Genomic DNA, 23,603 nt, shown 5'->3' with positions numbered 1-23,603 from the left:
CTCAAAGAAAGAACAAAACTTGATTGTGTAGAGAACACAAAAACAGCTTTCCAGATTAAAGAATTTTGCTTGGCGACCATAGCGATTTGGACCCACCTGATTTCCATGCCGAACTCAGAAGTGAAACGAATTAGCGCCGATGGTAGTGTGGGGCTTCCCCATGTGAGAGTAGGACATCGCCAGGCTTTAATTTCGACTTTGTTTACTTAGTAAACAAGTCACCATAAAGTTTTAAGAAAACTTAGAATTTTATGTTGACTTTCAAAGTGGGAAGCGTATTATACGCACCTCGCTGAGACGCTAACGCGTTGAAAGCAAAGCTCTTTAACAATATAAACCTATCAATCTGTGTGGGCACTCGTTGATGATAATCCAAATTAGAAGCTTAGGCTTCAAATTAGATTTCAATGAAACGAAGTGACCATTGCTAGAAATAGCAGCACAGTCAATTCAAACATTACTATGTAATGTTCAGTATTCATTGAGTCGACAAAATCTTAAATTGAAGAGTTTGATCATGGCTCAGATTGAACGCTGGCGGCAGGCCTAACACATGCAAGTCGAGCGGCAGCGACATAAACAATCCTTCGGGTGCGTCTATGGGCGGCGAGCGGCGGACGGGTGAGTAATGCCTAGGAAATTGCCCTGATGTGGGGGATAACCATTGGAAACGATGGCTAATACCGCATAATGCCTACGGGCCAAAGAGGGGGACCTTCGGGCCTCTCGCGTCAGGATATGCCTAGGTGGGATTAGCTAGTTGGTGAGGTAAGGGCTCACCAAGGCGACGATCCCTAGCTGGTCTGAGAGGATGATCAGCCACACTGGAACTGAGACACGGTCCAGACTCCTACGGGAGGCAGCAGTGGGGAATATTGCACAATGGGCGCAAGCCTGATGCAGCCATGCCGCGTGTATGAAGAAGGCCTTCGGGTTGTAAAGTACTTTCAGTCGTGAGGAAGGTTCATGCGTTAATAGCGTATGGATTTGACGTTAGCGACAGAAGAAGCACCGGCTAACTCCGTGCCAGCAGCCGCGGTAATACGGAGGGTGCGAGCGTTAATCGGAATTACTGGGCGTAAAGCGCATGCAGGTGGTTAGTTAAGTCAGATGTGAAAGCCCGGGGCTCAACCTCGGAATTGCATTTGAAACTGGCTGACTAGAGTACTGTAGAGGGGGGTAGAATTTCAGGTGTAGCGGTGAAATGCGTAGAGATCTGAAGGAATACCGGTGGCGAAGGCGGCCCCCTGGACAGATACTGACACTCAGATGCGAAAGCGTGGGGAGCAAACAGGATTAGATACCCTGGTAGTCCACGCCGTAAACGATGTCTACTTGGAGGTTGTGGCCTTGAGCCGTGGCTTTCGGAGCTAACGCGTTAAGTAGACCGCCTGGGGAGTACGGTCGCAAGATTAAAACTCAAATGAATTGACGGGGGCCCGCACAAGCGGTGGAGCATGTGGTTTAATTCGATGCAACGCGAAGAACCTTACCTACTCTTGACATCCATAGAACTTAGCAGAGATGCTTTGGTGCCTTCGGGAACTATGAGACAGGTGCTGCATGGCTGTCGTCAGCTCGTGTTGTGAAATGTTGGGTTAAGTCCCGCAACGAGCGCAACCCTTATCCTTGTTTGCCAGCGAGTAATGTCGGGAACTCCAGGGAGACTGCCGGTGATAAACCGGAGGAAGGTGGGGACGACGTCAAGTCATCATGGCCCTTACGAGTAGGGCTACACACGTGCTACAATGGCGTATACAGAGGGCAGCCAACTTGCGAAAGTGAGCGAATCCCAAAAAGTACGTCGTAGTCCGGATTGGAGTCTGCAACTCGACTCCATGAAGTCGGAATCGCTAGTAATCGTGGATCAGAATGCCACGGTGAATACGTTCCCGGGCCTTGTACACACCGCCCGTCACACCATGGGAGTGGGCTGCAAAAGAAGTGGGTAGTTTAACCTTCGGGAGGACGCTCACCACTTTGTGGTTCATGACTGGGGTGAAGTCGTAACAAGGTAGCGCTAGGGGAACCTGGCGCTGGATCACCTCCTTATACGATGATTATTGCGATGAGTGTTCACACAGATTGATGGTTTATAAAGTTTAAGAGAAGAAGAGTACCCATACTCTTCAATCCAGTGTCCCGTTCGTCTAGAGGCCTAGGACACCGCCCTTTCACGGCGGTAACAGGGGTTCGACTCCCCTACGGGATACCATTGGGTCGTTAGCTCAGTTGGTAGAGCAGTTGACTTTTAATCAATTGGTCGCAGGTTCGAATCCTGCACGACCCACCATTTTCTCGATGGGGCTATAGCTCAGCTGGGAGAGCGCCTGCCTTGCACGCAGGAGGTCAGCAGTTCGATCCTGCTTAGCTCCACCATTCGAGACTTCTTCCACAAGAAGTAAAATAATGTGGGCGATTAGCTCAGTTGGGAGAGCACCTGCCTTACAAGCAGGGGGTCACTGGTTCGAGCCCGGTATCGCCCACCATCTTTAAGCGCATTCGATGAGTGCTTTTAAAAATGGTTTCTTTCTTTAAGTAGAAAGTAAAATCTAGCTCTTTAACAATTTGGAAAGCTGACAAAACAACAATTTATTGTTGTTTGTAAAGTTCTCAAAGTATTCATTTATGAATACACAAAAACACATTCAAGTGTTCTTGGAATTTGAGTCCGGCAAAATCGAGTCTGCATCATGTATAAAAATTGCAGACAACTTTGGTGATTTGAACATCAACTCGAAACTCCTTCGGGTTGTATGGTTAAGTGACTAAGCGTACACGGTGGATGCCTTGGCAGTCAGAGGCGATGAAGGACGTATTAACTTGCGATAAGCCCAGATTAGGCAGTAAAAGCCACTTGAGTCTGGGATTTCCGAATGGGGAAACCCACTTACATAAGTAAGTATCGTTATGTGAATACATAGCATAACGAGGCGAACCGGGGGAACTGAAACATCTAAGTACCCCGAGGAAAAGAAATCAACCGAGATTCCGAAAGTAGCGGCGAGCGAAATTGGACTAGCCCTTAAGCTTTACACGCGTTAGACGAACGGTCTGGAAAGTCCGACGATACAGGGTGATAGTCCCGTAGTTGACGATGTGTGTTCAGTGAAATCGAGTAGGGCGGGACACGTGTTATCCTGTCTGAATATGGGGGGACCATCCTCCAAGGCTAAATACTACTGACTGACCGATAGTGAACCAGTACCGTGAGGGAAAGGCGAAAAGAACCCCTGTGAGGGGAGTGAAATAGAACCTGAAACCGTGTACGTACAAGCAGTAGGAGCAGGCTTTGTCCTGTGACTGCGTACCTTTTGTATAATGGGTCAGCGACTTATATTCAGTGGCAAGGTTAACCATCTAGGGGAGCCGTAGGGAAACCGAGTCTTAACTGGGCGTTCAGTCTCTGGATATAGACCCGAAACCAGGTGATCTAGCCATGGGCAGGTTGAAGGTTGAGTAACATCAACTGGAGGACCGAACCGACTAATGTTGAAAAATTAGCGGATGACTTGTGGCTAGGGGTGAAAGGCCAATCAAACCTGGAGATAGCTGGTTCTCCCCGAAAGCTATTTAGGTAGCGCCTCGGACGAATACTACTGGGGGTAGAGCACTGTTAAGGCTAGGGGGTCATCCCGACTTACCAACCCTTTGCAAACTCCGAATACCAGTAAGTACTATCCGGGAGACACACGGCGGGTGCTAACGTCCGTCGTGGAGAGGGAAACAACCCAGACCGCCAGCTAAGGTCCCAAATTATAGCTAAGTGGGAAACGATGTGGGAAGGCTTAGACAGCTAGGATGTTGGCTTAGAAGCAGCCATCATTTAAAGAAAGCGTAATAGCTCACTAGTCGAGTCGGCCTGCGCGGAAGATGTAACGGGGCTAAGCTATAAACCGAAGCTGCGGCAATAACTTTTAGTTATTGGGTAGGGGAGCGTTCTGTAAGCCGTTGAAGGTGTGTTGTAAAGCATGCTGGAGGTATCAGAAGTGCGAATGCTGACATGAGTAACGATAAAGGGGGTGAAAAACCTCCTCGCCGGAAGACCAAGGGTTCCTGTCCAACGTTAATCGGGGCAGGGTAAGTCGACCCCTAAGGCGAGGCCGAAAGGCGTAGTCGATGGGAAACGGGTTAATATTCCCGTACTTCTTACAATTGCGATGGGGGGACGGAGAAGGCTAGGTGGGCCTGGCGACGGTTGTCCAGGTTCAAGTGCGTAGGCTTAAGAGTTAGGTAAATCCGGCTCTTTTTAAGGCTGAGACACGACGTCGAGCTACTACGGTAGTGAAGTCATTGATGCCATGCTTCCAGGAAAAGCCTCTAAGCTTCAGATTGTAAGGAATCGTACCCCAAACCGACACAGGTGGTCGGGTAGAGAATACCAAGGCGCTTGAGAGAACTCGGGTGAAGGAACTAGGCAAAATGGTACCGTAACTTCGGGAGAAGGTACGCTCTTGACGGTGAAGTCCCTTGCGGATGGAGCTATTGAGAGTCGCAGATACCAGGTGGCTGCAACTGTTTATTAAAAACACAGCACTGTGCAAAATCGTAAGATGACGTATACGGTGTGACGCCTGCCCGGTGCCGGAAGGTTAATTGATGGGGTTAGACTTAGGTCGAAGCTCTTGATCGAAGCCCCGGTAAACGGCGGCCGTAACTATAACGGTCCTAAGGTAGCGAAATTCCTTGTCGGGTAAGTTCCGACCTGCACGAATGGCGTAATGATGGCCACGCTGTCTCCACCCGAGACTCAGTGAAATTGAAATCGCTGTGAAGATGCAGTGTACCCGCGGCTAGACGGAAAGACCCCGTGAACCTTTACTACAGCTTGGCACTGAACATTGACCCTACATGTGTAGGATAGGTGGGAGGCTTTGAAGCACGTACGCCAGTATGTGTGGAGCCGTCCTTGAAATACCACCCTTGTAGTGTTGATGTTCTAACGTCGACCCCTAATCGGGGTTACGGACAGTGCCTGGTGGGTAGTTTGACTGGGGCGGTCTCCTCCCAAAGAGTAACGGAGGAGCACGAAGGTGGGCTAAACACGGTTGGACATCGTGTGGTTAGTGCAATGGCATAAGCCCGCTTAACTGCGAGAATGACAATTCGAGCAGGTACGAAAGTAGGTCATAGTGATCCGGTGGTTCTGTATGGAAGGGCCATCGCTCAACGGATAAAAGGTACTCCGGGGATAACAGGCTGATACCGCCCAAGAGTTCATATCGACGGCGGTGTTTGGCACCTCGATGTCGGCTCATCACATCCTGGGGCTGAAGTCGGTCCCAAGGGTATGGCTGTTCGCCATTTAAAGTGGTACGCGAGCTGGGTTTAGAACGTCGTGAGACAGTTCGGTCCCTATCTGCCGTGGGCGTTGGAGAATTGAAAGGGGCTGCTCCTAGTACGAGAGGACCGGAGTGGACGAACCTCTGGTGTTCGGGTTGTGTCGCCAGACGCATTGCCCGGTAGCTAAGTTCGGAATCGATAACCGCTGAAAGCATCTAAGCGGGAAGCGAGCCTTGAGATGAGTTCTCCCTGATACTTTAAGTATCCTAAAGGGTTGTCGGAGACTACGACGTTGATAGGTCAGGTGTGTAAGTGCTGCGAGGCATTGAGCTAACTGATACTAATTGCCCGTGAGGCTTAACCATACAACACCCAAGGGGTTTTGATGGACTCAAAGAAAGAACAAAACTTGATTGTGTAGAGAACACAAAACAGCTTTCCAGATTAAAGAATTTTGCTTGGCGACCATAGCGATTTGGACCCACCTGATTTCCATGCCGAACTCAGAAGTGAAACGAATTAGCGCCGATGGTAGTGTGGGGCTTCCCCATGTGAGAGTAGGACATCGCCAGGCTTTACATTATGGACACTTGCTTGATAGCGAGTAAGCCACTGCGGAGTGGTAGTTCAGTTGGTTAGAATACCGGCCTGTCACGCCGGGGGTCGCGGGTTCGAGTCCCGTCCACTCCGCCACTTATTAGAAAGCCTAGTCTTACGACTAGGCTTTTGTCGTTTCTGGCGAAACGAAAAATCGATGAGAACGCTCGATATCTAAGATATCTCATTTCGGGATGTGGGAGTCGGGAACGTTCAGCATCTTTGCGGTTTCTCTTCGAGAAAAGAGCAATTGAGCGTTTATGTATACCGCTCTCTCGACGCTCAATTCTCAGTTCTCAACTCAGCCTTTCTCTCTTGCCCTGTACGGTAATGTAATCGCTGAAATAGCCATCCTAGTGCAATGAGTGATCCGCCAAGCCCTAGGAAGCTAATTGCTCGCCAAATTCCTTCCAGTGCAGCGGTATCAAGGATAAACACTTTGCATACAGTCACACCCAAGGTGATTAATCCCACCTTCTGAGTCAGTTTGTGAGCTTTTCTCACCCCAAGATATGTTGTTGCTGCCCCAGCTATGATCAAAGCAACTGAGTAGCTGAACATTTCAGCCATGCTGGTTGGTTGATCGATCATCATACTGCCAGTTTGCCAGAACTGACGGATGGAAAATGTAACCCATAAACCAAACGCGACCGCGGCAAATACGTTGAGGTAGAGATCCTTGATTGGGCTTGTGTAGAGCTTGTAGTAGCTGATACCCAACACCAATAAAGCTGGCGCCAACCAACCCGGAGCAAGCCAGTTAATTATTGGTAGGTCGGTGCCAGTGACATAGGAATTAAGTAGAGGCTGATAAACCGTGTTGAGAATGAGGAACAGCACTCCTATGACAGATAGCAAAAGATAACAATAACCGCGATAGAAGAGTTTCAGCTGTACGGAATGTTTTAACTTGAATTGGTAGACCGCAAATAGAGCAACCGCTTGTGAGATAAACAGTGATATTGAATAGAAGTTTATATCGAAAACAAAATTGAAGCTGTCCAGTAGCCAATAGTTAGTTTGGGCAAAGACAAGTAACACCACCAGATGCAAGATTGAACCTTCTAACCATTCGCTCAGCTCAAGTTGTTGCTTACTGAGCATTTGGCGAGCTACCCATAGTGCGACTATAGCTGGTACATAACTTTCGAGTACCGAGCTCCAACTCCCTATTAGAGTGAACTGCAGTTCTGGGATGAAAGGAACGGCACTGACCAAGACGATCAGTGTCGCCATCATGATCTTGATGGTAAGTGTGCCTGGAGAGTAACGGTTTTTTGTATGTTGCCATGCTGCAGTGACGATTTGCAGTGAGATTGAAATCGCTAGCCACTCACTATTTAAGAAACAGTAGCTTAATGTTAAAGCGACCAAATGGAGGGAGCTTGATGTCTCTTGAATGAGGCGCTTTGTTTTAATCGCAATTAACAGTGCGACAACGCTCGTGAATACTGCAAATACTGCCCAAAAATAAATGGCAGCGAATTGCTGCAGTTCTAGGTAAAGCAAGTTGGTCACTAGCAAGCCAGGCAATGTGATTACCGCCATCCAATAGGCGATAGTGCTTCGATCTCCGAGTAGATATTGAGCTGTACACCTTGCCATCGCAATTACGCTACAAAAAGCGATTATGCTCCATAAGAGAGTACTGGTAGCGACGTTATTGATTGCAATAGCGCCCAACTCGATACAAATGATGCCGAGCGCAGTGACTGGGTAGTAGCGCCTTGGTGCTAAGTTGCCTCTGAGTATTGGTAGTACCAATATTAAAATAGGATAGAGGAAAAACCAGAAAGCTCCATTGTCGCGAAATAGATTTTGTTCTAGATAAGCCAAGCTGACGAGAGAGAGAGCGACTGCTGGAATTATAGGTTGTGAGTATTGCCACTTGTTAGCGTGGCGATAGCGTAGTTTAAGCTCAAGCCCCATATAAGGAATGAAAACGAGTAGCAGTGTACTGAGTGAAACAGAAACGACATACCAAAGCGTGAGGATTTCATCGGGTATGTTGAATATCAGCAGTAATAACCAACCGCAATGGGCTACCGTGAGTGCCAGAGGCAACCACGTTTGCTTGCTGCGCAAATACGTGAGTAGACCTGCAATAGTGATAGCGTTGATATAGCAAGATAGCAATACATAGTTTGGGCTTTCACCTCCGATCCAGAATGGGGCACTGTAGCCACCAAACAGCCCTAGTGCAGCCATTAACGGCCCCAATCTTAGTGTCAGCGCAAGACAGACTAATGCTAGAAACGCCATAGCAGTAAGAGCGAGACTAGGCGTAAAGAACTGATACACCACAGTAGAGAAAAGCACGGTGGCGTAGAGCCCACTCATGCCAGCGGCATAAAGAGCGGCAGGGATATAAGCATCAGCCCTTAGGCTGATAAAGCTACTCGATATCGCGCTTATCTTACGATGGGTCACCTCGCCAAGGGAAATTAGGCTGCTGGAAAACAGCGCCGCTGCGAGCACTCTTACTATTGGTGAGAACGTGAAGTTACTGCCAACGACTTGAACTAGATATCCTGCCCCAACGACTAATGCGAGCCCGCCAATCCACACCAACCAATTGTCACGGATATGCGTCAAACATTTTTCAAACCAAGGTGATATTGGCTTGGCCATTAGGTCAGCTTGAGTCGCGAACTTGGTCTCTTGTTGATCGGTGTGGTTAACAGTGACTTCCACTGGTGGTAGGTTAGCGAGAGGCTCATTAGCCTCATAGATAGCTAAAGTAGGATTGGTTGCCTCACTCTCAGTTCGCTCACTATGCGGATCGTCAAGGCTGCCATTGCGCAAGTCTTGCAAATCCAGTTTAAGTTGCCTGATCTGCGCTTCTAACTTACTGGCTTTTTGATAAGCCAAAAATGCAATGATGGGTGTGATGATGGTGACAACAATCACCAATAATCCGATCACAAGTGTTAAGTCCATTTACGTGTTCCATGTTTAGCTTATCGATAATGAATCAATTGATGCGCTGATAATCATTATTCTAGATCTAAACACGGTGCAATAAATTAGACGTGTGTTATTTATGATGGTGTTGCAGCTTATAATCGAACATTCTTGGGATGAGATCGCTATTTCGGTTGGTTGATAGATTCTATATAGGCAAAGATTTCTTTGACCTGCTGTTCATTTAGGACGCTGCCCCAAGCTGGCATTTCTTCATTGCCATTGAGAACGGTATCAATCAGTTCAGCTTCTGACTCAAACCATGAGTTGAGACTCTGGTGAATATTTGATGGTTGTTCACTAAGAGCTTGGGCGGCAACACCATCACCATGGCCTAAGTTGCCATGACAAGCGAGACAAAGTGTTTGGTAGTTTTGTTTACCTTGTTCGAGAGAGGTGGCAAGAACCAGAGAGGGAATAGTGATAAGTTATGCGGCGATCAGAATTGTGGCAATCTTTTTCATTCGAGTAATCCGTAACATAAGCGAGTTATGTTACATAGAGTATGTCATTCTCTATGAACGAAAGCTGAATACTTTGTTTAGATAAAAAAAGCCGACCATAGGTCGGCTTAGCAATGAGTGAGTTTATACGAGCTACTTGTGGCTGACCAAGGTGAGGGCTTTTTTTGAAACCTCATGGGCAGCTTTATTGAAGTTTTGCTTTTCCAAAGCATCGGCCAAGTAAGCATAATCAGAGACATTCGAGCGTTGCTCCAAGGCTTTTTCTAGGTGCTGCTGCGCCTCAGACCACTTTTGGTTACGTAAATGGAACTGCGCTAATGCACTGTGTGCTTCCGCATTGTTACCATCTTTACGCAAGGTATCTTCTAAGAATACCACTGCTGGGTGGCTATCGAGCAGGTTCAATTCAGGCAGTAACTTGTATAGATCGGCATTAGGATGTTTCTTCAATGTCTCTTTGATAATGGTGAAGGCATTGTCATCCGCTTTACGCGCGATAAGTTGCTTGCTAAAGCATTCAACTAAGTGAAGATCGCTTTTCGTTTTACGTGGAAGAGCATTCCAATGTTGGATAAGTCCTTCGCTGCCTTTCTGTTCAGCAATTTCAGCCAGTAAACCACATTGAGCATGCTGCTCTAATTGTTGTGACTCCTCTTTAGTGATCAACTTCGCTTTCACCAACTTAGGCAGAAGTTCCAACAATGGCTCCCACAGTTTCAGCTCCATATACACGGTCTTGAGCAGGTTGAGCACAATGGCATTGCTCGGGAACTCGCCTTTTAAATCTGACAAAGTGACAAAGGCATCGTCGAAGCGGGTTTCACGCAACTGTTGCTTTGCTCGGGTAAGTTCAACCGCAAGACGAGAATCTTTTTGCTCTGATGCGAGCTTGAGGTATTTATCGCGTTTTGCACTATCGCCTTGGCCCTGAGCTGCTTCTGAAGCCACTAAGTAACATAGTAATGGCATATCGTGGTGATTGGCCCAACGCGTCACTTTCTTCTCGGCGTCTTTAAAGTCACCTTCGAGAAGCTTAATGATGCCTTCATTGGTATAGCGACGCGAGCGACGAAGTTTGCGAACGCTGAAGTAGTTCCACGTGGCAGAACTGGCGTAGAAGATTTTCTTAATCACATATTCGAGCGCAAACAGTGCTGCTAGGGCAGCAATCACAAAGATCACCAGTGTTGTCACGCTCATTTCAATCGTTTGATTGGCGATGGAGATCAGTACATAACCTTGCTGGCCGGAGTATTGGCTCCCCGCATATAAACCAGCCCCTAGGACGATAAAGAGAAAAATCAGTCGAAACATTATTTTTCCTCCGTCACTAGTGTGGTTACCTCACGACGTAGACGCTCTCGAATAACGTCCGTTAGGCGTTGTTGAGTTTCGAGTTTTACTGGGTATTCCACTTGCACCGTTTGTTTAGCGAGTAACTCTAATGCTTTATTAAACTCTTTCACTTGGTTGCTTTCTTGATCGTAGAAAGATTGCGACCATTGCTCCGCTGTTGAAAGGGCAGTTTGATAAATCTCTTGTTGCTCTACGTAGACCGCCTTGATTGCAGTTTCGAGCTTCGCCTTCATGTTCTCTCTGAGGTAAAAATGCTGTTGTGGAGACAGCAATGGTATGACGTTCCCGTCGCGAGAGCGGAAAGTAATAAAGTTCTCTGAGAAATCCTTAAGTGACGTCTTTAGGTTCTGCTGCCAGTCATTGATATCTTGTGAAACTTTCTCTGGCTGTTGAGCTTTCTCTTCTGGAAGGACGGCATTAGCCAGCGGCAGTTGATCAACTTGTTGCTGTAGAGCAGTGAGGCGCAGAACTAAGCCGTCTCGATCGATAAGAGGAATAGATTTGAGCTTAGTAATGTCATTGGCCATCGACTTGCGAAGTGGTACTAGGCTTGGGTCATTCAGTGCCGCAATACGCTGATCGGCACTTTCCATTAGCAGGGTGGCACTTTCTGCGTCATGTTCTAAGAACAATTTACGTCCAGCGAGTTTTACCAAGTAGTCCGCTTCGGCAAGCAGCCAGTCGTTAGGGCGACGGCCTTTTACATCCGCGACGGCAACTTGCAAACTTTCGATACTCTTTTGCTGTTGGGTAAGAACCGTTTCAGCGCGATGGGTAATTTCTGTTGCCTTCGCGATGGTGGCTTGTTCAGTTGCTTTGACTTCGCTAGTGAGAGACGATTTGGTTTGCTCTAGTTGGGCAGTAAGCGCATCAATTTTGGCTTGATACTCTGCGTCTTTTTGCTGCATTAAGTATGTCAAACCACCACCAAAGACAATGGAGATAACTATCGCAATTGCCCCTAACTTAACGCCGCGTTTGCCATGTTTTTCTTCTGCTTGAGGGGGCGTTGGTGGTGTCTGCTCAGCAGTTGGTTCTTCACTCGCTGCCGTTTGTGTGGATTCTGTTTCAGTTGGAGAGGTAGTGTCGACACTTTGCTCTGGAGCTTGTTCGGTTTTGTTCTCTGATTCAACCTGATCGTTATTCTTTTTACTTGTCATTGTTTTCGTCCTGTTTCCTTGGCCAGAGAGATGCCAATAAATCTTTATTTGAAGCACTTCCTGTATTGACGACGGTATGGAAGCCAACGCGTCGCGCTTCAATCGCTATGCGTTCGCTCGGTACATAAAGCACCAACTGGAAAATCCAATTTCTATATTGTGGTGCGATTTGCTCAATGAAGAAACTAAGTTGTCCCGAGCTAGTGATAATAAGTTGATCAATCTGGCTATCTTGCCAGAAAGGTACCGTGATTTCTGAGTGGAAAGCGAGATTTTCACGCTTATAAACCTCACAGTATTCCACTTTCGCGCCTCTTTCACTCAAGGTGTCAAATATAAGCTCACGTCCCCCATTACCTCTTAAAATAAGGATTCGCTTACCAAACACATTTTGTAGCTGAGGAAGATTCAGTAAGTTTTCACTATCACTTATCTCTGGGTAGTGTACTTTCTGCTGAATAGATTTGCTTAAAAACTGCGCGGATTTTTGACCGACGGCAAGGTAGGTGGCGGTAATTGGCCATTTTAGCTGTGTTTGAGTGAGAGCTTGATGGGCAAATTCCACGGTGTGTTGGCTGACAGCGATAACAATGTCCGCCAACGGGAGTTGGTGCAGTAAGCTGGAGAGTTGCTCCCCAGCTTGAATGGTAATCAGTGGATGATGAACTGCTTTGATCCCGTGCTCAGCAAGTTGGTGACAAAGCGAAATCCCCTGTTTACCTGGCCGCGTAACTAACACTGCCATAAAGGCTACTCGTGTTCTGTGTACAGCTTAGTGAGGATTTCGCGTGCACCAGCATCCAGTAGTTGATGGGCCAACTTGATACCCATAGCTTCAGCTTGTGCTCGAGGTCCACGAATTTCACCGCGTACAATCTCGCTTCCATCAGGCTCACCCACGAGTGCACGCAGCCACAGTTCGTCACCATCAAGAAGAGAGTAGCTGCCGATTGGAACCTGACATCCACCTTCTAGGGTAAGGTTCATTGCGCGTTCGCACTTAACACGGTCAGCGGTGTCGGCGTGGTTTAGTGGTTCAAGGAGCTGAATTAAGCGCTCATCATCCAAGCGACATTCAATGCCTACCGCACCTTGTCCAACCGCTGGCAGCGATTGCTCTGGTTCGATAAAGCTTGCGATACGCTCTTCTAGTTTTAGGCGTTTCAGACCTGCCGCGGCAAGAACAATTGCGTCATATTCGCCAGCATCCAACTTTCCTAGGCGAGTGCCGACATTACCGCGCAGTTCTTTAATCACTAAGTCAGGTCGGTATTCTTTTAACTGACATTGACGACGTAGGCTACACGTACCTACGACAGCACCTTCTGGCAGTTCATCGACGTTTTTATAGGTGTTTGAAACAAATGCGTCTCGTGGGTCTTCGCGTTCACAAATCGTTACCAATCCTAGCCCCTCAGGGAAATCGACTGGCACATCTTTCATTGAATGCACGGCAAGATCGGCACGACCTTCAAGCATCGCAACTTCGAGCTCTTTAACGAACAGACCTTTACCACCCACTTTCGCTAAAGGCGTATCCAAAATGATGTCACCTTTCGTCACCATAGTGACAAGTTCGACTTCTAGACCTGGGTGGGCTGCTTGAAGAGCATCCTTCACGTAATGCGCCTGCCATAGCGCAAGAGGACTTTTGCGCGTTGCAATTCGAATTGGGGCCGTATTTGTCATATTCGCCTATATAAATTGAATGGTAGATAGTCTAATCCTACCACTGAGAGGGCGAAAAATTTACTGATCAATGCATTGAATGGATAAATGGACTCGAGTTAACATTAATTGGGCAAAATATTGTGATAAAAGTCCCGTTTGTAAGCTAGGTTGTTATTAGAAAAAGCAGTTACATACCAAACTAAGGGGAGCAAACTCACAAGACGTTGAAACACAAAACAATGTAGATTCGATCGTACAAATCTTTACCAATCCAAATAAAAATGATAGATTGATCACGTTTTGTTGGCGCTTTAGGCTGTTTATTGAGCAAGGCGTATAATAGAAAATAACCAAGGAATCTCCCTTGCAGGCTTACACTGAGAAGTTAATTCAACGACTAGATAGTTTGAACCAGCAGCGCATTGAACGCGCGCTGGCACTTATGGATCTGCAAGCTCAGCGAGTATTCCATCTTATCCCTGCATTGCTGCACTACAACCATCCTGTTTTTCCCGGCTATTTTGACGCGCAAGTACCTTATGGAATTTTTGGTTTTGAGTTGAACGCCGAGCAACAGCAGTTTATCGAGGATACCGAGCTAACCATTGGCTTACCGCTTACCTCGAAATCTACCCCTGACATCCTTGCTCTGTACACCATGGGCAGTACCTCTTCGATTGGTCAGAGTACCTCTAGTGATCTCGATATCTGGGTATGTGTCTCTCCGTTGATGGGGCATGAGGAGCGAGAAAAACTGAATAATAAGTGTTTGCTAATTACCGATTGGGCTCAGAGCCAAGGCGTTGAAGCAAACTTCTTTATTATGGATGCGGATCGCTTCAAATCGAATCGTTCGGAGGAGATGACGGGCGATAACTGTGGTTCTTCGCAACACATGCTGTTGTTGGATGAGTTTTATCGCAGTGCAGTGCGCCTTTCAGGTCAGCGTTTATTGTGGCAAATTGTGCCGCCGGAAATGGAAGAGTGCTACGACGAATACGTTCAAGAGTTATGTAACAGAGGCTCTATCGACTGTAATACATGGATCGACTTTGGTAAGTTGCATCGCATTCCTGCCGAAGAGTACTTTGGCTCGAACTTGTGGCAGCTATACAAAAGTATCGACTCACCTTACAAGTCGGTATTAAAAGCGATTTTGCTCGAAGCGTATTCGTGGGAGTACCCACATGCACAATTATTGAGTTTAGATACTAAGCGCCGTTTCTTTGCCGACGAGCAAGACCTCTATGGTATGGACGCTTACTACTTAATGCTTGAAAAGGTTACTCGATACTTAGAAAGGATCGGTGATACCACTCGTCTTGATCTTGTTCGTCGCTGTTTCTACCTCAAAACTCATGAAAAGCTTTCCCGAGAGCCGGGAGCTGGGTCAGTACCTTGGCGTCGTGAAGTCTTAGGTGTTCTAGTTGCTCAGTGGAACTGGGGACCTGAGGTAATTGAAGAGTTAGATAATCGCCGTCACTGGAAAGTAGAACAAGTCCGTATTGTGCATCATTCTCTGCTCGATGCGTTGATGCTCAGCTACCGCAACTTGATCCAGTTTGCGCGTCGCAATGACATTACTTCGGCGATCAGCCCGCAAGACATCAGTATTCTCGCTCGTAAGTTGTATGCTGCGTTTGAGGTTCTACCGGGTAAAGTGACGCTGCTCAATCCTCAAATTTCACCAGATTTACATGAGCCGGAATTGAGCTTTATTGAGGTTCAGCCTGGGCGTACAAATCAATCTGGTTGGTACTTGTACAAGCAACCACTTCAACCACATCGTATTCTTGGCCAGCCGTTCTTAGAACATAACGAATATCTAAGTAAGCTGGTGGCATGGGCGTTTTTTAATGGTTTGATCACGGAGTCGACTCATTTAAACGCTGTGATTCGAGATGCGCATCTTGATATTGATAAGTTCTATCAGATGGTGAGTGATCTGCGAAACACCTTCTCTTTGCGTAAGCGTCGCCCAAGTATGCAAGCATTGGCAAGTCCGTGTGAGATTAGCCAGTTAGCGATGTTCATCAATTTTGAAGAAGACCCAACCGCCGAGTTAAGCGCGAAATCAAGTAAGGTTGATCTGAAGAATATTGATATCTTTAGCTACGGCCCTGAACAAAAATGTTTAGTGGGTAGTGTCGATCTAGTCTATCGAAATTCTTGGCACGAAGTTCGTACTTTGCACTTCAAAGGCGAGACCGCGATGTTGGATGGACTCAAAACTGTTCTCGGTAAAATGCACCAAGATGCGTTGCCACCAGAGTCGGTTGATGTGTTCTGTTATAGCAAAAATATGCGTGGTGTGATGCGCAATATGGTGTACCAATTGCTGGCAGAATGTATCGATTTACGTCTTAAGCCAGTTGAGCAAGAGAAGCGTCGCCGCTTTAAAGCGCTGAGATTGGGTCAACAGATGTATGGCTTGTTTTTCGAACGCCGTGGTGTGTCGGTACAGATGTTGGAGAACTCGGTTGATTTCTACCGCAGTATCTCAACCAACAAATTAAATGGTTCACCATTGTTGATGCTTGACCAAGAGCAGGATTACCAATTACCAGAAATTGTTGATAACTGTGCAAGTGAAGGCTTAGTGCAGTTCTTCTTTGAAGACACCGACAAGGGTTTCAATATCTATGTATTGGACGAAGCGAACCGTGTTGAGGTCTATCATCAATACAATGGCGGTAAAGATGAGATGATTGCCAGCGTAAACAGTTTCTACACCTCAGTACGTGATGACAATAAGGTGGCGTCGAAGTTTATCAACTTCAACTTACCGCAGTACTACCAGATTGTTTACTGCGAAGATGGCGGTGAGCCATACATTGTCCCTTATCGTAATGACGGAGCAACCTACACAAAGCCTAACCGCGCCGTTAATGCCTAGTAACAAAAAAGAGCACGTACGTGCTCTTTTTTTCGTCTAATCGTGCTACTTCGACTACACCCAGTCTATCTCTTCACCAGCGTGTTTTTGGCATTCTTGTTTTACCATCGAAATCAGTTCGATACCGGTCTTTGAGCAAATCCACTTTTGCTCTACATAAGCGAAGTGAAACCCGCCAGAACGAGAAGCAAGCCAAATTTCTTTCATCGGCTCTTGGCGGTTGATAATGATTTGGCTACGGTCTTCAAATTCCAACGTCATGACATTGCCTGAAGTCTCGTAGTCGATATCCGCGCCTGAATCATCAATCATTTCTTCGATGAATTGCATTTGCTCATCGGCAAGTTGATGAAATTCTGTCTCGTTCATCTTGTCTATCCTATTGCTTTTCCTGAGTGTGGTGCGATTATAGGGGGCATTGAAAGAATAATCACGGTTAGACCAATGAAAAAATCAATCTTAGCGCTGTTTGTTATCTCACTATTGGGATTAGCGGGCTGTGGTCAAACAGGGCCACTCTATATGCCGGATGATGCCCAGCAGAACGAGCAACCACAATAATATCGCAGTCGGCATGATGCTAGGCGATATACCCAAGCATCGATAAGTCTCTTGGGTAGACACAACCAGAAATAAAGGGAAAACACATTGGATTACTTCAACTATCAGGATGATGGCCAACTATGGGCCGAAGAGGTTCCACTCTCTGATTTGGCAGAGCAATTTGGAACACCACTTTACGTTTATTCTCGCGCAACCATAGAGCGTCATTGGCATGCTTTTGACAAGTCGGTTGGCGAACATCCTCATCTGGTCTGTTTTGCAGTAAAAGCCAATTCCAACATTGGTGTATTAAATGCGCTGGCTCGATTGGGCTCAGGCTTTGATATTGTTTCCGGTGGTGAGTTAGAGCGCGTTATTGCCGCAGGTGGTGATCCGAGTAAGGTTGTATTTTCTGGGCTGGGAAAAACAGAAGCGGAAATGAAGCGCGCCCTTGAAGTTGGGATTAAGTGCTTCAACGTCGAATCTGAACCTGAACTGGAACGTTTGAACAAGGTGGCCTGTGACATGGGCGTCATCGCGCCAGTTTCACTGCGGATTAATCCCGATGTCGATGCCCATACTCATCCTTATATTTCTACTGGGCTGCGTGACAACAAGTTTGGTATCGCCTTTGACCGCGCTCCAGTCGTTTACCAACTCGCACACAGCTTGCCAAACCTTGATGTTAAAGGCATCGATTGCCACATCGGGTCTCAGCTAACCGATATCGATCCATTTATTGATGCAACCGATCGTTTGCTCGCATTGGTTGATGAACTTAAAGCGCAAGGGATCAATATTCGCCACTTAGATGTTGGAGGTGGTTTAGGGGTAATTTATCGTGATGAGTTACCTCCTCAGCCCTCGGAGTACGCGAAAGCGCTACTCGCGCGCTTGGAAAATCACCGAGACCTTGAGCTTATCTTTGAGCCGGGGCGTGCCATTGTTGCTAACGCGGGCGTGTTGTTGACCAAGGTCGAATTCTTGAAACATACCGAGCATAAAAACTTTGCTATTGTCGATGCAGCCATGAATGATCTGATGCGTCCTGCTCTTTATCAAGCTTGGCAAGATATCGTGCCTGTTCAACCGCGTGAGGGAGAAGCGACAACATACGACGTAGTGGGTGCGATTTGCGAAACCAGTGACTTCTTAGGCAAAGATCGCGCGCTCGTATTGGCTGCCAATGATTTGTTGGCAGTGCGTTCTGCAGGAGCTTATGGGTTCGTAATGGCCTCGAACTACAATACGCGAGCTCGAGCAGCAGAAGTGATGATTGATGGCAATCGTGCACATTTGGTTCGTAAGCGTGAAGAACTAACAAGCTTGTGGGAGCTTGAAAGCGTATTACCGGAGTAATTTAAACTGTATGCATTTCCATTTTTCTAAAATGCATGGTTTGGGTAACGACTTTATGGTGGTCGACTGTATTACCCAAAACATTTTTTTCTCTCCTGAGTTGATTCGTCGTATGGCGGATCGACATACAGGCGTAGGTTTTGATCAATTATTAGTGGTGGAAGCACCGTATGATCCTGAAACGGACTTCCACTATCGCATTTTTAATGCTGACGGCAGCGAAGTGGAGCAGTGTGGTAACGGTGCGCGCTGCTTTGCACGTTTTGTGCGGATGAAAGGGTTAACCAATAAGTACAGCATTAGTGTGAGTACGAAAAAAGGTAAGATGGTTCTCAACATCGAAGAAGATGACCAAGTTACCGTGAACATGGGCGTACCTGAATTCGAGCCAAGTAAAATTCCATTTAAAGCGAAGCAAATGGAAAAGACCTACATTATGCGTGCTGAAGATAAGACGTTGTTCTGTGGTGCGGTCAGCATGGGTAATCCCCATGTTGTCACTGTGGTTGATGACGTTAAGACTGCCGATGTTGAAACCTTGGGGCCGATGTTAGAATCACATGAGCGTTTCCCTGAGCGAGTCAATGCTGGCTTTATGCAGGTGGTTACGCGCAATGAAATCAATCTTCGTGTCTATGAACGAGGCGCGGGAGAAACTCAAGCATGTGGCAGTGGTGCATGTGGAGCGGTTGCAGTTGGTATCCTTCAGGGGCTTTTGGACGAGCATGTGAGTGTTCGCTTACCTGGAGGTGAACTGAAGATTCGTTGGCAAGGTCTCGGTAAACCGCTCTATATGACAGGGCCTGCAACCCATGTCTATGATGGTCAGATGAACTGTTAATTAAGGAATTTTTGTGTCTCAGATTGAAGCGGATGCATTAACTGCGGAAGTGGTAGCAGAGTATCTGCGTGATAATCCCGATTTTTTTATCCATCGTCGAGAATTAGTTGATCGCCTTGCCTTACCTACCCAAGAGCAAGGCGCGGTATCACTAGTTCATGTGCAGCTAAATCGCCAGCGTCAACGTATTGAAGAGCTTGAAGAGGACATTACCTCATTGATGTCATTGGCAGCGAACAATGACAAAACCTTCCATGAGTTTATGGGGCTGCAAGAGCAGATCTTAAAATGTGATTCGCTATTAGAGGCGATCAAAGCGATAGAGAGTAAAGCGAAAGCGCTTGGATTGCTGGCCTACGTGCGTTTGTTTGATGCGCCATCAAAACATTATCAAATTACTTTTGAGCACTATCAACGTTTCGCAACCAACAACTTAAATGGAAAGTCGGCTTATTTAGGTCGTATACGTCAAGCTGATCGCGAGCTGTTGTTTGGCGAACTTAATCGCTCACCAGAGCTTGGGTCCTACGTTGTGCTACCATTAGTAAAAGGTAAAGCACAAGGACTCATCGCTTTCTCAAGTGAAGATGGAGGTCACTTTCAACCCCATATGGATACCCTGTTTTTACGCCACTTGGCTTTGGTCCTGTCACACTTGATAGCGACTCTACCATGGCAAATGGACACCAATGAGCGAATCAGTACAACCTCTGCCTAACGGCTTACAAAAGCCCTTGGAGCGTTTCTATGAGTATCTTAGAAGCGAAAAAGGGCTTAGTCTGCATACCCAGCGTAATTATAAACAACAACTAGAAACCATGGCTCAGCACTTGCTAAGCATGGGATTAAAAGATTGGACTCAAGTTGATGCGGCTTGGGTAAGACAATTGGCAAGTAAAGGGATGCGGGAAGGCATGAAGCCGAGCAGCCTTGCGACTCGTTTGTCATCTTTGCGTAGTTTCTTTGATTTTTTAATCTTACGTGGTGAGCTAACGGCCAACCCAGCGAAAGGGGTCTCTGCGCCTCGTAAAAAGCGCCCGTTGCCGAAAAACCTTGATGTCGATGAAGTGGGGCAGTTACTTGAAGTAACCGATGATGATCCGCTCTCTATTCGCGACCGAGCAATGATGGAACTGATGTATGGCGCGGGTTTACGTTTGGCCGAAATGGTTAGTGTTAATGTCAAAGATGTTAGCCTATTCAGTGGGGAGCTACGCGTGGTCGGTAAGGGTGACAAAGAGCGTAAAGTGCCTTTCTCTGGTCTTGCGAAAGAGTGGGTAGGGAACTGGCTTAAAGTGCGTTCAACATTAGCAAAGCCAGATGAAAAAGCGCTGTTTGTTTCTAAACTTGGTGTGCGCATCTCTCACCGAAATGTGCAAAAACGCATGGCAGAATGGGGGCAAAAACAAGCGGTAGCAAGCCATATTAGCCCACATAAACTGCGTCACTCTTTTGCTACGCATATGCTTGAGTCGAGTAATAACCTGCGTGCGGTGCAGGAGTTACTAGGGCATGAAAATATCTCAACCACACAAATCTATACCCATTTAGATTTCCAACATTTAGCGCAAGTTTATGACCAAGCGCATCCAAGAGCGAAAAAGAAATAACGATGTAGGGTGAAGTGATGAAATACTATCGGCAGTTACAACCCATTCAGGCGATGAGCTTTGATTTGGATGACACGCTTTATGACAACCGTCCGGTTATCGCTCGGTTGACTCGTGAAGCGAATGCTTGGTTGCATCAACAACACCCTATTGCCGCAACGCGTGATGAAGCTTGGTGGTTAAAACTAAAACTCGATTTAGGCAAACAGGATACTTGGCTACATAGCGATGTGACATTATGGCGTCATCGCACCACGAAGTTAGGTTTAATGGCATTAGGCTACTCTGAACCACAAGCAGAGCAAGCAGCGGATGATCTTCTTGCTGTCGTCTTTCGTCTTCGGAGTGATTTTACGGTGCCTGATATGACACATAAGGTGATGGCAGAGTTGGCGGAAAAGTACCCGCTGGTGGCGATCACTAATGGTAATGTGGATGTCGAACGAATTGGCCTAAGCGATTACTTTTCTCTGATTTTACGGGCTGGCCGTGACGGGTATGCGAAGCCTCATACCGATATGTTCGCTAAGGCTCAGCAATATTTGTCAGTCAAAAGTGGCGCCATTCTGCACGTTGGTGACCATCTTAAAACCGATGTGTTGGGTGCGAAACAGAATGGCTTTCAAGCCTGTTGGTACAACGATCAAGGTGTGTGCATCCGCAAGGCGAAACATAGCCGCGTTCTACCAGATATTGAAATTAATACGCTTGAGTCGTTACTGATGCTTTAAAGCATGACCGCTTTTGTCTGCCTTAAATATCGGTATATATTGTTGGAAAAAATCCTCGAGTTGCTGAGCTTGGTGAGTAAAGCCAAGCTCTTTAATCACTTCAGCCCCCACCTCAAAAGTACACAGATGTCCTTGCTGCTGGTTGCGTCTTAGCTGGTACGCTGACGGTTGACTTGGTGTGAGATGCACACCGGGCAGCGCCGCCAACCATCCACTTTTTCTTAGCATTTTTGCGGCTTCTTGCCAGGTACCATCAAGAATAATTAGCAACGGAACTTTCTGTTGTTGTGCCGACATATTCGTGACTTCAGAGAGTGAGACGCTGTTGTCGCTCGGGTACAGCAAATATGGCTGATAGTGATCACTTTCGATCAGTTTGATCAGTTCAGGGCAGGGAGATCGGCGCTGCCAAATGTGTTTGCTTGTTGAGGGAAGCGCCTTTAACAGCCACTGGCCAGTATTGGTCTCTCTGGTTACCTCATTCTCATGCATTAGCAGAGCAATATGTACTGGCACCTCAATATGAGGCACCAGATGACAAACGCATTGATGGTGAAGGCCGCAGCCATGGCAGCCCGTGATGTTAGACATTAAAGCTGTACCCCTTCTTGATGAGGTGTCAAGCCATCACTGAATAGCTGAACTGGACTTAAGTCATCAAAGTTAGCGGTCGGTGCAACACTTGGGTTGAGAGGGTAACGTCCATTATTGAAACGCAGCACGTGCTGGTTAGGAATCGCCCCTCCACCGCGTACAAAGAGCACCAAATCTTGCCAACCCTGATTAGATTTTTGCCCTAGATTGAGCGGTGTATTTACTAACGTGATGCGGCTATTGAAGCGCCATTTTTGCTGCTGATTTTCAAATATCAGTAAAGTGCAACCACCGGAACCGCACCAATCCAACTGAACCAGCAGTTCTTGTTGACCATCTCCGTTGAGATCGTAAGTTAGCCAACGATAACGGCTGCCCGCTGCATCAATATTGTCTTGTTTAAAGTATTCACGCAGCGCACGGTCGACTTTGGGGTTAAAAGCGGCTGATGATGGAACCGCGTCTTCGCGGATCTGAGCACGGTTTTCTTGTGAGTGACTTTCGTTTTTATACAGCACTAACCCGCCATCTGCGATTGGGTAGACAACATCACCGACTTTCTCTTTGCTCGCCGTTAGTTGGTCACCATCACGAGTAAAAAGGCGTTCAGAAAGCAGAGGTTGCTGCTGGTGGTGTGTCATCACAACTTGAACTTGATTTGGCGATAATTGCTGCCAATAACCACGTTCAACGAGATCACCACTGCCATCAAGGTAACGGTAGGTCGTGGTCGCCCCGTGGTCACTTTGCATATCGAGCACGATTTCAAAGCCACTGCTTTGGGTTGAAGTCGCTTGATATTGTCCTATCCAGTCTAAGCTGCTATCAGCATTGCTGAGCGTGGCGCACCCTTGGTAGGTCTTGCCTGACATTTTTAGCGTGGAAGTCCAACTGTATAGGCTATCACTCATACCATCTGAACAACTACGCTGATTCAGTTCAAGTTGTCCGTTGCTGAAGTCGTATCGTTGACGGTCAGACTCGATGCGTTTGGTGATGATCGGCATAATTTGTTTTTGACCACCCATAGGTTGAAAGGTCAGTTGCTCACTTTCCACGCTCAAAGACCAAAACGGCTCATTGCCAAATGCTTGAGTGGGACGGATTGGGCGGTCACAGCGATTCGGATTCTCAGCACTGAGCATATTAATTTGCGAGACCACGAAGCGAGCGTTGTAATCACCATCAAAGCCTTCCTGACTCGATGTCTCTAAATGACCAACCATTTCACCATACATAGGTTGATAAGGGGTGTGGGTCAGGTGCATCGCTTGCTGCAACTTATCATTGTCAATGGATAGCCAGTATTGCAATTCACTGCCACAAGGTTGGATAGATTGTGCTTCATGACCAAGGATAACCTCGCCACGTAAGACAAAGGGCAGTGGTTTTATGGTGTTAGGTTGCTCTAAATTCGCCAGAGGCTGCTTTGCTTGCTCTGTTTGATCGTCTGGCCAAAAATCGATGGTGGAGCAAGCCTGCAAAGCGAAAAGGCTGACCAGCATCGCTGGGTTTCTGAGTGCCTTCATGCTAT

16 protein-coding genes, 5 tRNA genes and 4 rRNA genes are annotated in these 23,603 nt (G+C 47.0%); 16 read left to right on the top strand and 9 right to left on the bottom strand.

Annotated features, from left to right (window positions below; all coding sequences use genetic code 11):
* The first annotated feature begins 68 nt into the window (after window positions 1-68).
* From rrf (GZK95_RS14285) to GZK95_RS14245, 9 genes are all read left to right on the top strand, one after another.
* Window positions 69-185, top strand: a 5S ribosomal RNA gene (gene rrf / locus GZK95_RS14285).
* A gap of 314 nt (window positions 186-499) precedes the next feature.
* Window positions 500-2,052 (top strand): 16S ribosomal RNA (locus tag GZK95_RS14280).
* 87 nt (window positions 2,053-2,139) lie between these two features.
* Window positions 2,140-2,215: transfer RNA gene (locus GZK95_RS14275), tRNA-Glu, on the top strand.
* Between the two features lie 2 nt (window positions 2,216-2,217).
* Window positions 2,218-2,293 (top strand) — tRNA-Lys (locus GZK95_RS14270).
* Between the two features lie 10 nt (window positions 2,294-2,303).
* Window positions 2,304-2,379 (top strand) — tRNA-Ala (locus tag GZK95_RS14265).
* A 34-nt stretch (window positions 2,380-2,413) separates the two neighbouring features.
* Window positions 2,414-2,489, top strand: a tRNA-Val gene (locus GZK95_RS14260).
* 269 nt (window positions 2,490-2,758) lie between these two features.
* A 23S ribosomal RNA gene (locus GZK95_RS14255) occupies window positions 2,759-5,648 on the top strand.
* 92 nt (window positions 5,649-5,740) lie between these two features.
* Window positions 5,741-5,857 (top strand): 5S ribosomal RNA (gene rrf / locus GZK95_RS14250).
* The 16S, 23S and 5S rRNA genes sit together here with 5 tRNA genes alongside, the layout of an rRNA operon.
* 42 nt (window positions 5,858-5,899) lie before the next feature.
* A tRNA-Asp gene (locus GZK95_RS14245) sits at window positions 5,900-5,976 on the top strand.
* Window positions 5,977-6,162: 186 nt separating this feature from the next.
* On the opposite strand, the gene GZK95_RS14240 is transcribed toward GZK95_RS14245, so the two are convergent.
* From GZK95_RS14240 to hemC, 6 genes are all read right to left on the bottom strand, one after another.
* The gene (locus GZK95_RS14240; RefSeq protein ID WP_075715416.1) at window positions 6,163-8,820 is read right to left on the bottom strand and encodes a DUF2339 domain-containing protein; all 2,658 of its coding nucleotides are present in this window, start codon (window positions 8,818-8,820) and stop codon (window positions 6,163-6,165) included.
* A gap of 149 nt (window positions 8,821-8,969) precedes the next feature.
* Window positions 8,970-9,254 (bottom strand): c-type cytochrome, encoded by a 285-nt coding sequence (locus GZK95_RS14235; RefSeq protein WP_225623927.1) that lies wholly within the window; start codon window positions 9,252-9,254, stop codon window positions 8,970-8,972.
* Between the two features lie 186 nt (window positions 9,255-9,440).
* Window positions 9,441-10,622 carry a heme biosynthesis protein HemY gene (locus GZK95_RS14230; RefSeq protein ID WP_075708826.1) on the bottom strand — a complete coding sequence of 394 codons (1,182 nt, stop codon included), beginning with the start codon at window positions 10,620-10,622 and terminating at the stop codon, window positions 9,441-9,443.
* The gene (locus GZK95_RS14225) at window positions 10,622-11,824 is read right to left on the bottom strand and encodes a uroporphyrinogen-III C-methyltransferase (protein WP_075715417.1); all 1,203 of its coding nucleotides are present in this window, start codon (window positions 11,822-11,824) and stop codon (window positions 10,622-10,624) included. The genes GZK95_RS14230 and GZK95_RS14225 overlap by 1 nt, the downstream gene beginning before the upstream one ends.
* The gene (locus GZK95_RS14220; RefSeq protein WP_075708828.1) at window positions 11,814-12,569 is read right to left on the bottom strand and encodes a uroporphyrinogen-III synthase; all 756 of its coding nucleotides are present in this window, start codon (window positions 12,567-12,569) and stop codon (window positions 11,814-11,816) included. The genes GZK95_RS14225 and GZK95_RS14220 overlap by 11 nt, the downstream gene beginning before the upstream one ends.
* 5 nt (window positions 12,570-12,574) lie before the next feature.
* Window positions 12,575-13,513, bottom strand: a complete 939-nt coding sequence (gene hemC, locus GZK95_RS14215; RefSeq protein ID WP_075708829.1) for a hydroxymethylbilane synthase — start codon at window positions 13,511-13,513, stop codon at window positions 12,575-12,577.
* 346 nt (window positions 13,514-13,859) lie between these two features.
* Between hemC and GZK95_RS14210 the strand changes: the two genes are divergently transcribed.
* Window positions 13,860-16,391, top strand: a complete 2,532-nt coding sequence (locus GZK95_RS14210) for a class I adenylate cyclase (RefSeq protein ID WP_151148780.1) — start codon at window positions 13,860-13,862, stop codon at window positions 16,389-16,391.
* A 54-nt stretch (window positions 16,392-16,445) separates the two neighbouring features.
* On the opposite strand, the gene cyaY is transcribed toward GZK95_RS14210, so the two are convergent.
* Window positions 16,446-16,760 (bottom strand): iron donor protein CyaY, encoded by a 315-nt coding sequence (gene cyaY, locus GZK95_RS14205; protein ID WP_075708831.1) that lies wholly within the window; start codon window positions 16,758-16,760, stop codon window positions 16,446-16,448.
* Window positions 16,761-16,835: 75 nt separating this feature from the next.
* Between cyaY and lptM the strand changes: the two genes are divergently transcribed.
* The 6 genes from lptM to yigB all read left to right on the top strand — a co-directional run bounded on the left by lptM (window position 16,836) and on the right by yigB (window position 21,475).
* Entirely contained in the window at window positions 16,836-16,952 is a 117-nt protein-coding gene (gene lptM / locus GZK95_RS22470) for an LPS translocon maturation chaperone LptM (protein WP_408646683.1), read from the top strand.
* 87 nt (window positions 16,953-17,039) lie between these two features.
* On the top strand, window positions 17,040-18,293 hold the full coding sequence (gene lysA / locus GZK95_RS14195) for a diaminopimelate decarboxylase (RefSeq protein WP_075708833.1): 1,254 nt from the start codon (window positions 17,040-17,042) through the stop codon (window positions 18,291-18,293).
* A gap of 10 nt (window positions 18,294-18,303) precedes the next feature.
* A complete protein-coding gene (gene dapF / locus GZK95_RS14190) occupies window positions 18,304-19,134 on the top strand; it encodes a diaminopimelate epimerase (RefSeq protein ID WP_075708834.1) in 831 nt (276 codons plus the stop codon).
* Between the two features lie 13 nt (window positions 19,135-19,147).
* The gene (locus tag GZK95_RS14185; protein ID WP_075708835.1) at window positions 19,148-19,852 is read left to right on the top strand and encodes a DUF484 family protein; all 705 of its coding nucleotides are present in this window, start codon (window positions 19,148-19,150) and stop codon (window positions 19,850-19,852) included.
* The gene (gene xerC, locus GZK95_RS14180; protein WP_075708836.1) at window positions 19,824-20,744 is read left to right on the top strand and encodes a tyrosine recombinase XerC; all 921 of its coding nucleotides are present in this window, start codon (window positions 19,824-19,826) and stop codon (window positions 20,742-20,744) included. The genes GZK95_RS14185 and xerC overlap by 29 nt, the downstream gene beginning before the upstream one ends.
* 17 nt (window positions 20,745-20,761) lie before the next feature.
* Complete coding sequence (gene yigB, locus GZK95_RS14175; protein ID WP_075715419.1) at window positions 20,762-21,475, top strand: 5-amino-6-(5-phospho-D-ribitylamino)uracil phosphatase YigB; 714 nt, start codon at window positions 20,762-20,764, stop codon at window positions 21,473-21,475.
* Here the strand turns inward: yigB and GZK95_RS14170 are convergent.
* Together GZK95_RS14170 and GZK95_RS14165 are read right to left on the bottom strand one after the other, a co-directional pair.
* Window positions 21,461-22,066, bottom strand: a complete 606-nt coding sequence (locus tag GZK95_RS14170; RefSeq protein ID WP_075715420.1) for a tRNA-uridine aminocarboxypropyltransferase — start codon at window positions 22,064-22,066, stop codon at window positions 21,461-21,463. The genes yigB and GZK95_RS14170 overlap by 15 nt on opposite strands.
* Entirely contained in the window at window positions 22,066-23,598 is a 1,533-nt protein-coding gene (locus GZK95_RS14165) for a COG3650 family protein (RefSeq protein WP_075715421.1), read from the bottom strand. The genes GZK95_RS14170 and GZK95_RS14165 overlap by 1 nt, the downstream gene beginning before the upstream one ends.
* Between the last annotated feature and the right edge of the window lie 5 nt (window positions 23,599-23,603).

It is taken from the genome of Vibrio panuliri (assembly GCF_009938205.1).
GTDB lineage: Bacteria > Pseudomonadota > Gammaproteobacteria > Enterobacterales > Vibrionaceae > Vibrio > Vibrio panuliri.
The sequence above is the reverse complement of the archived record's forward strand: the minus strand, read 5'-3'. Positions and strand labels throughout refer to the sequence as shown.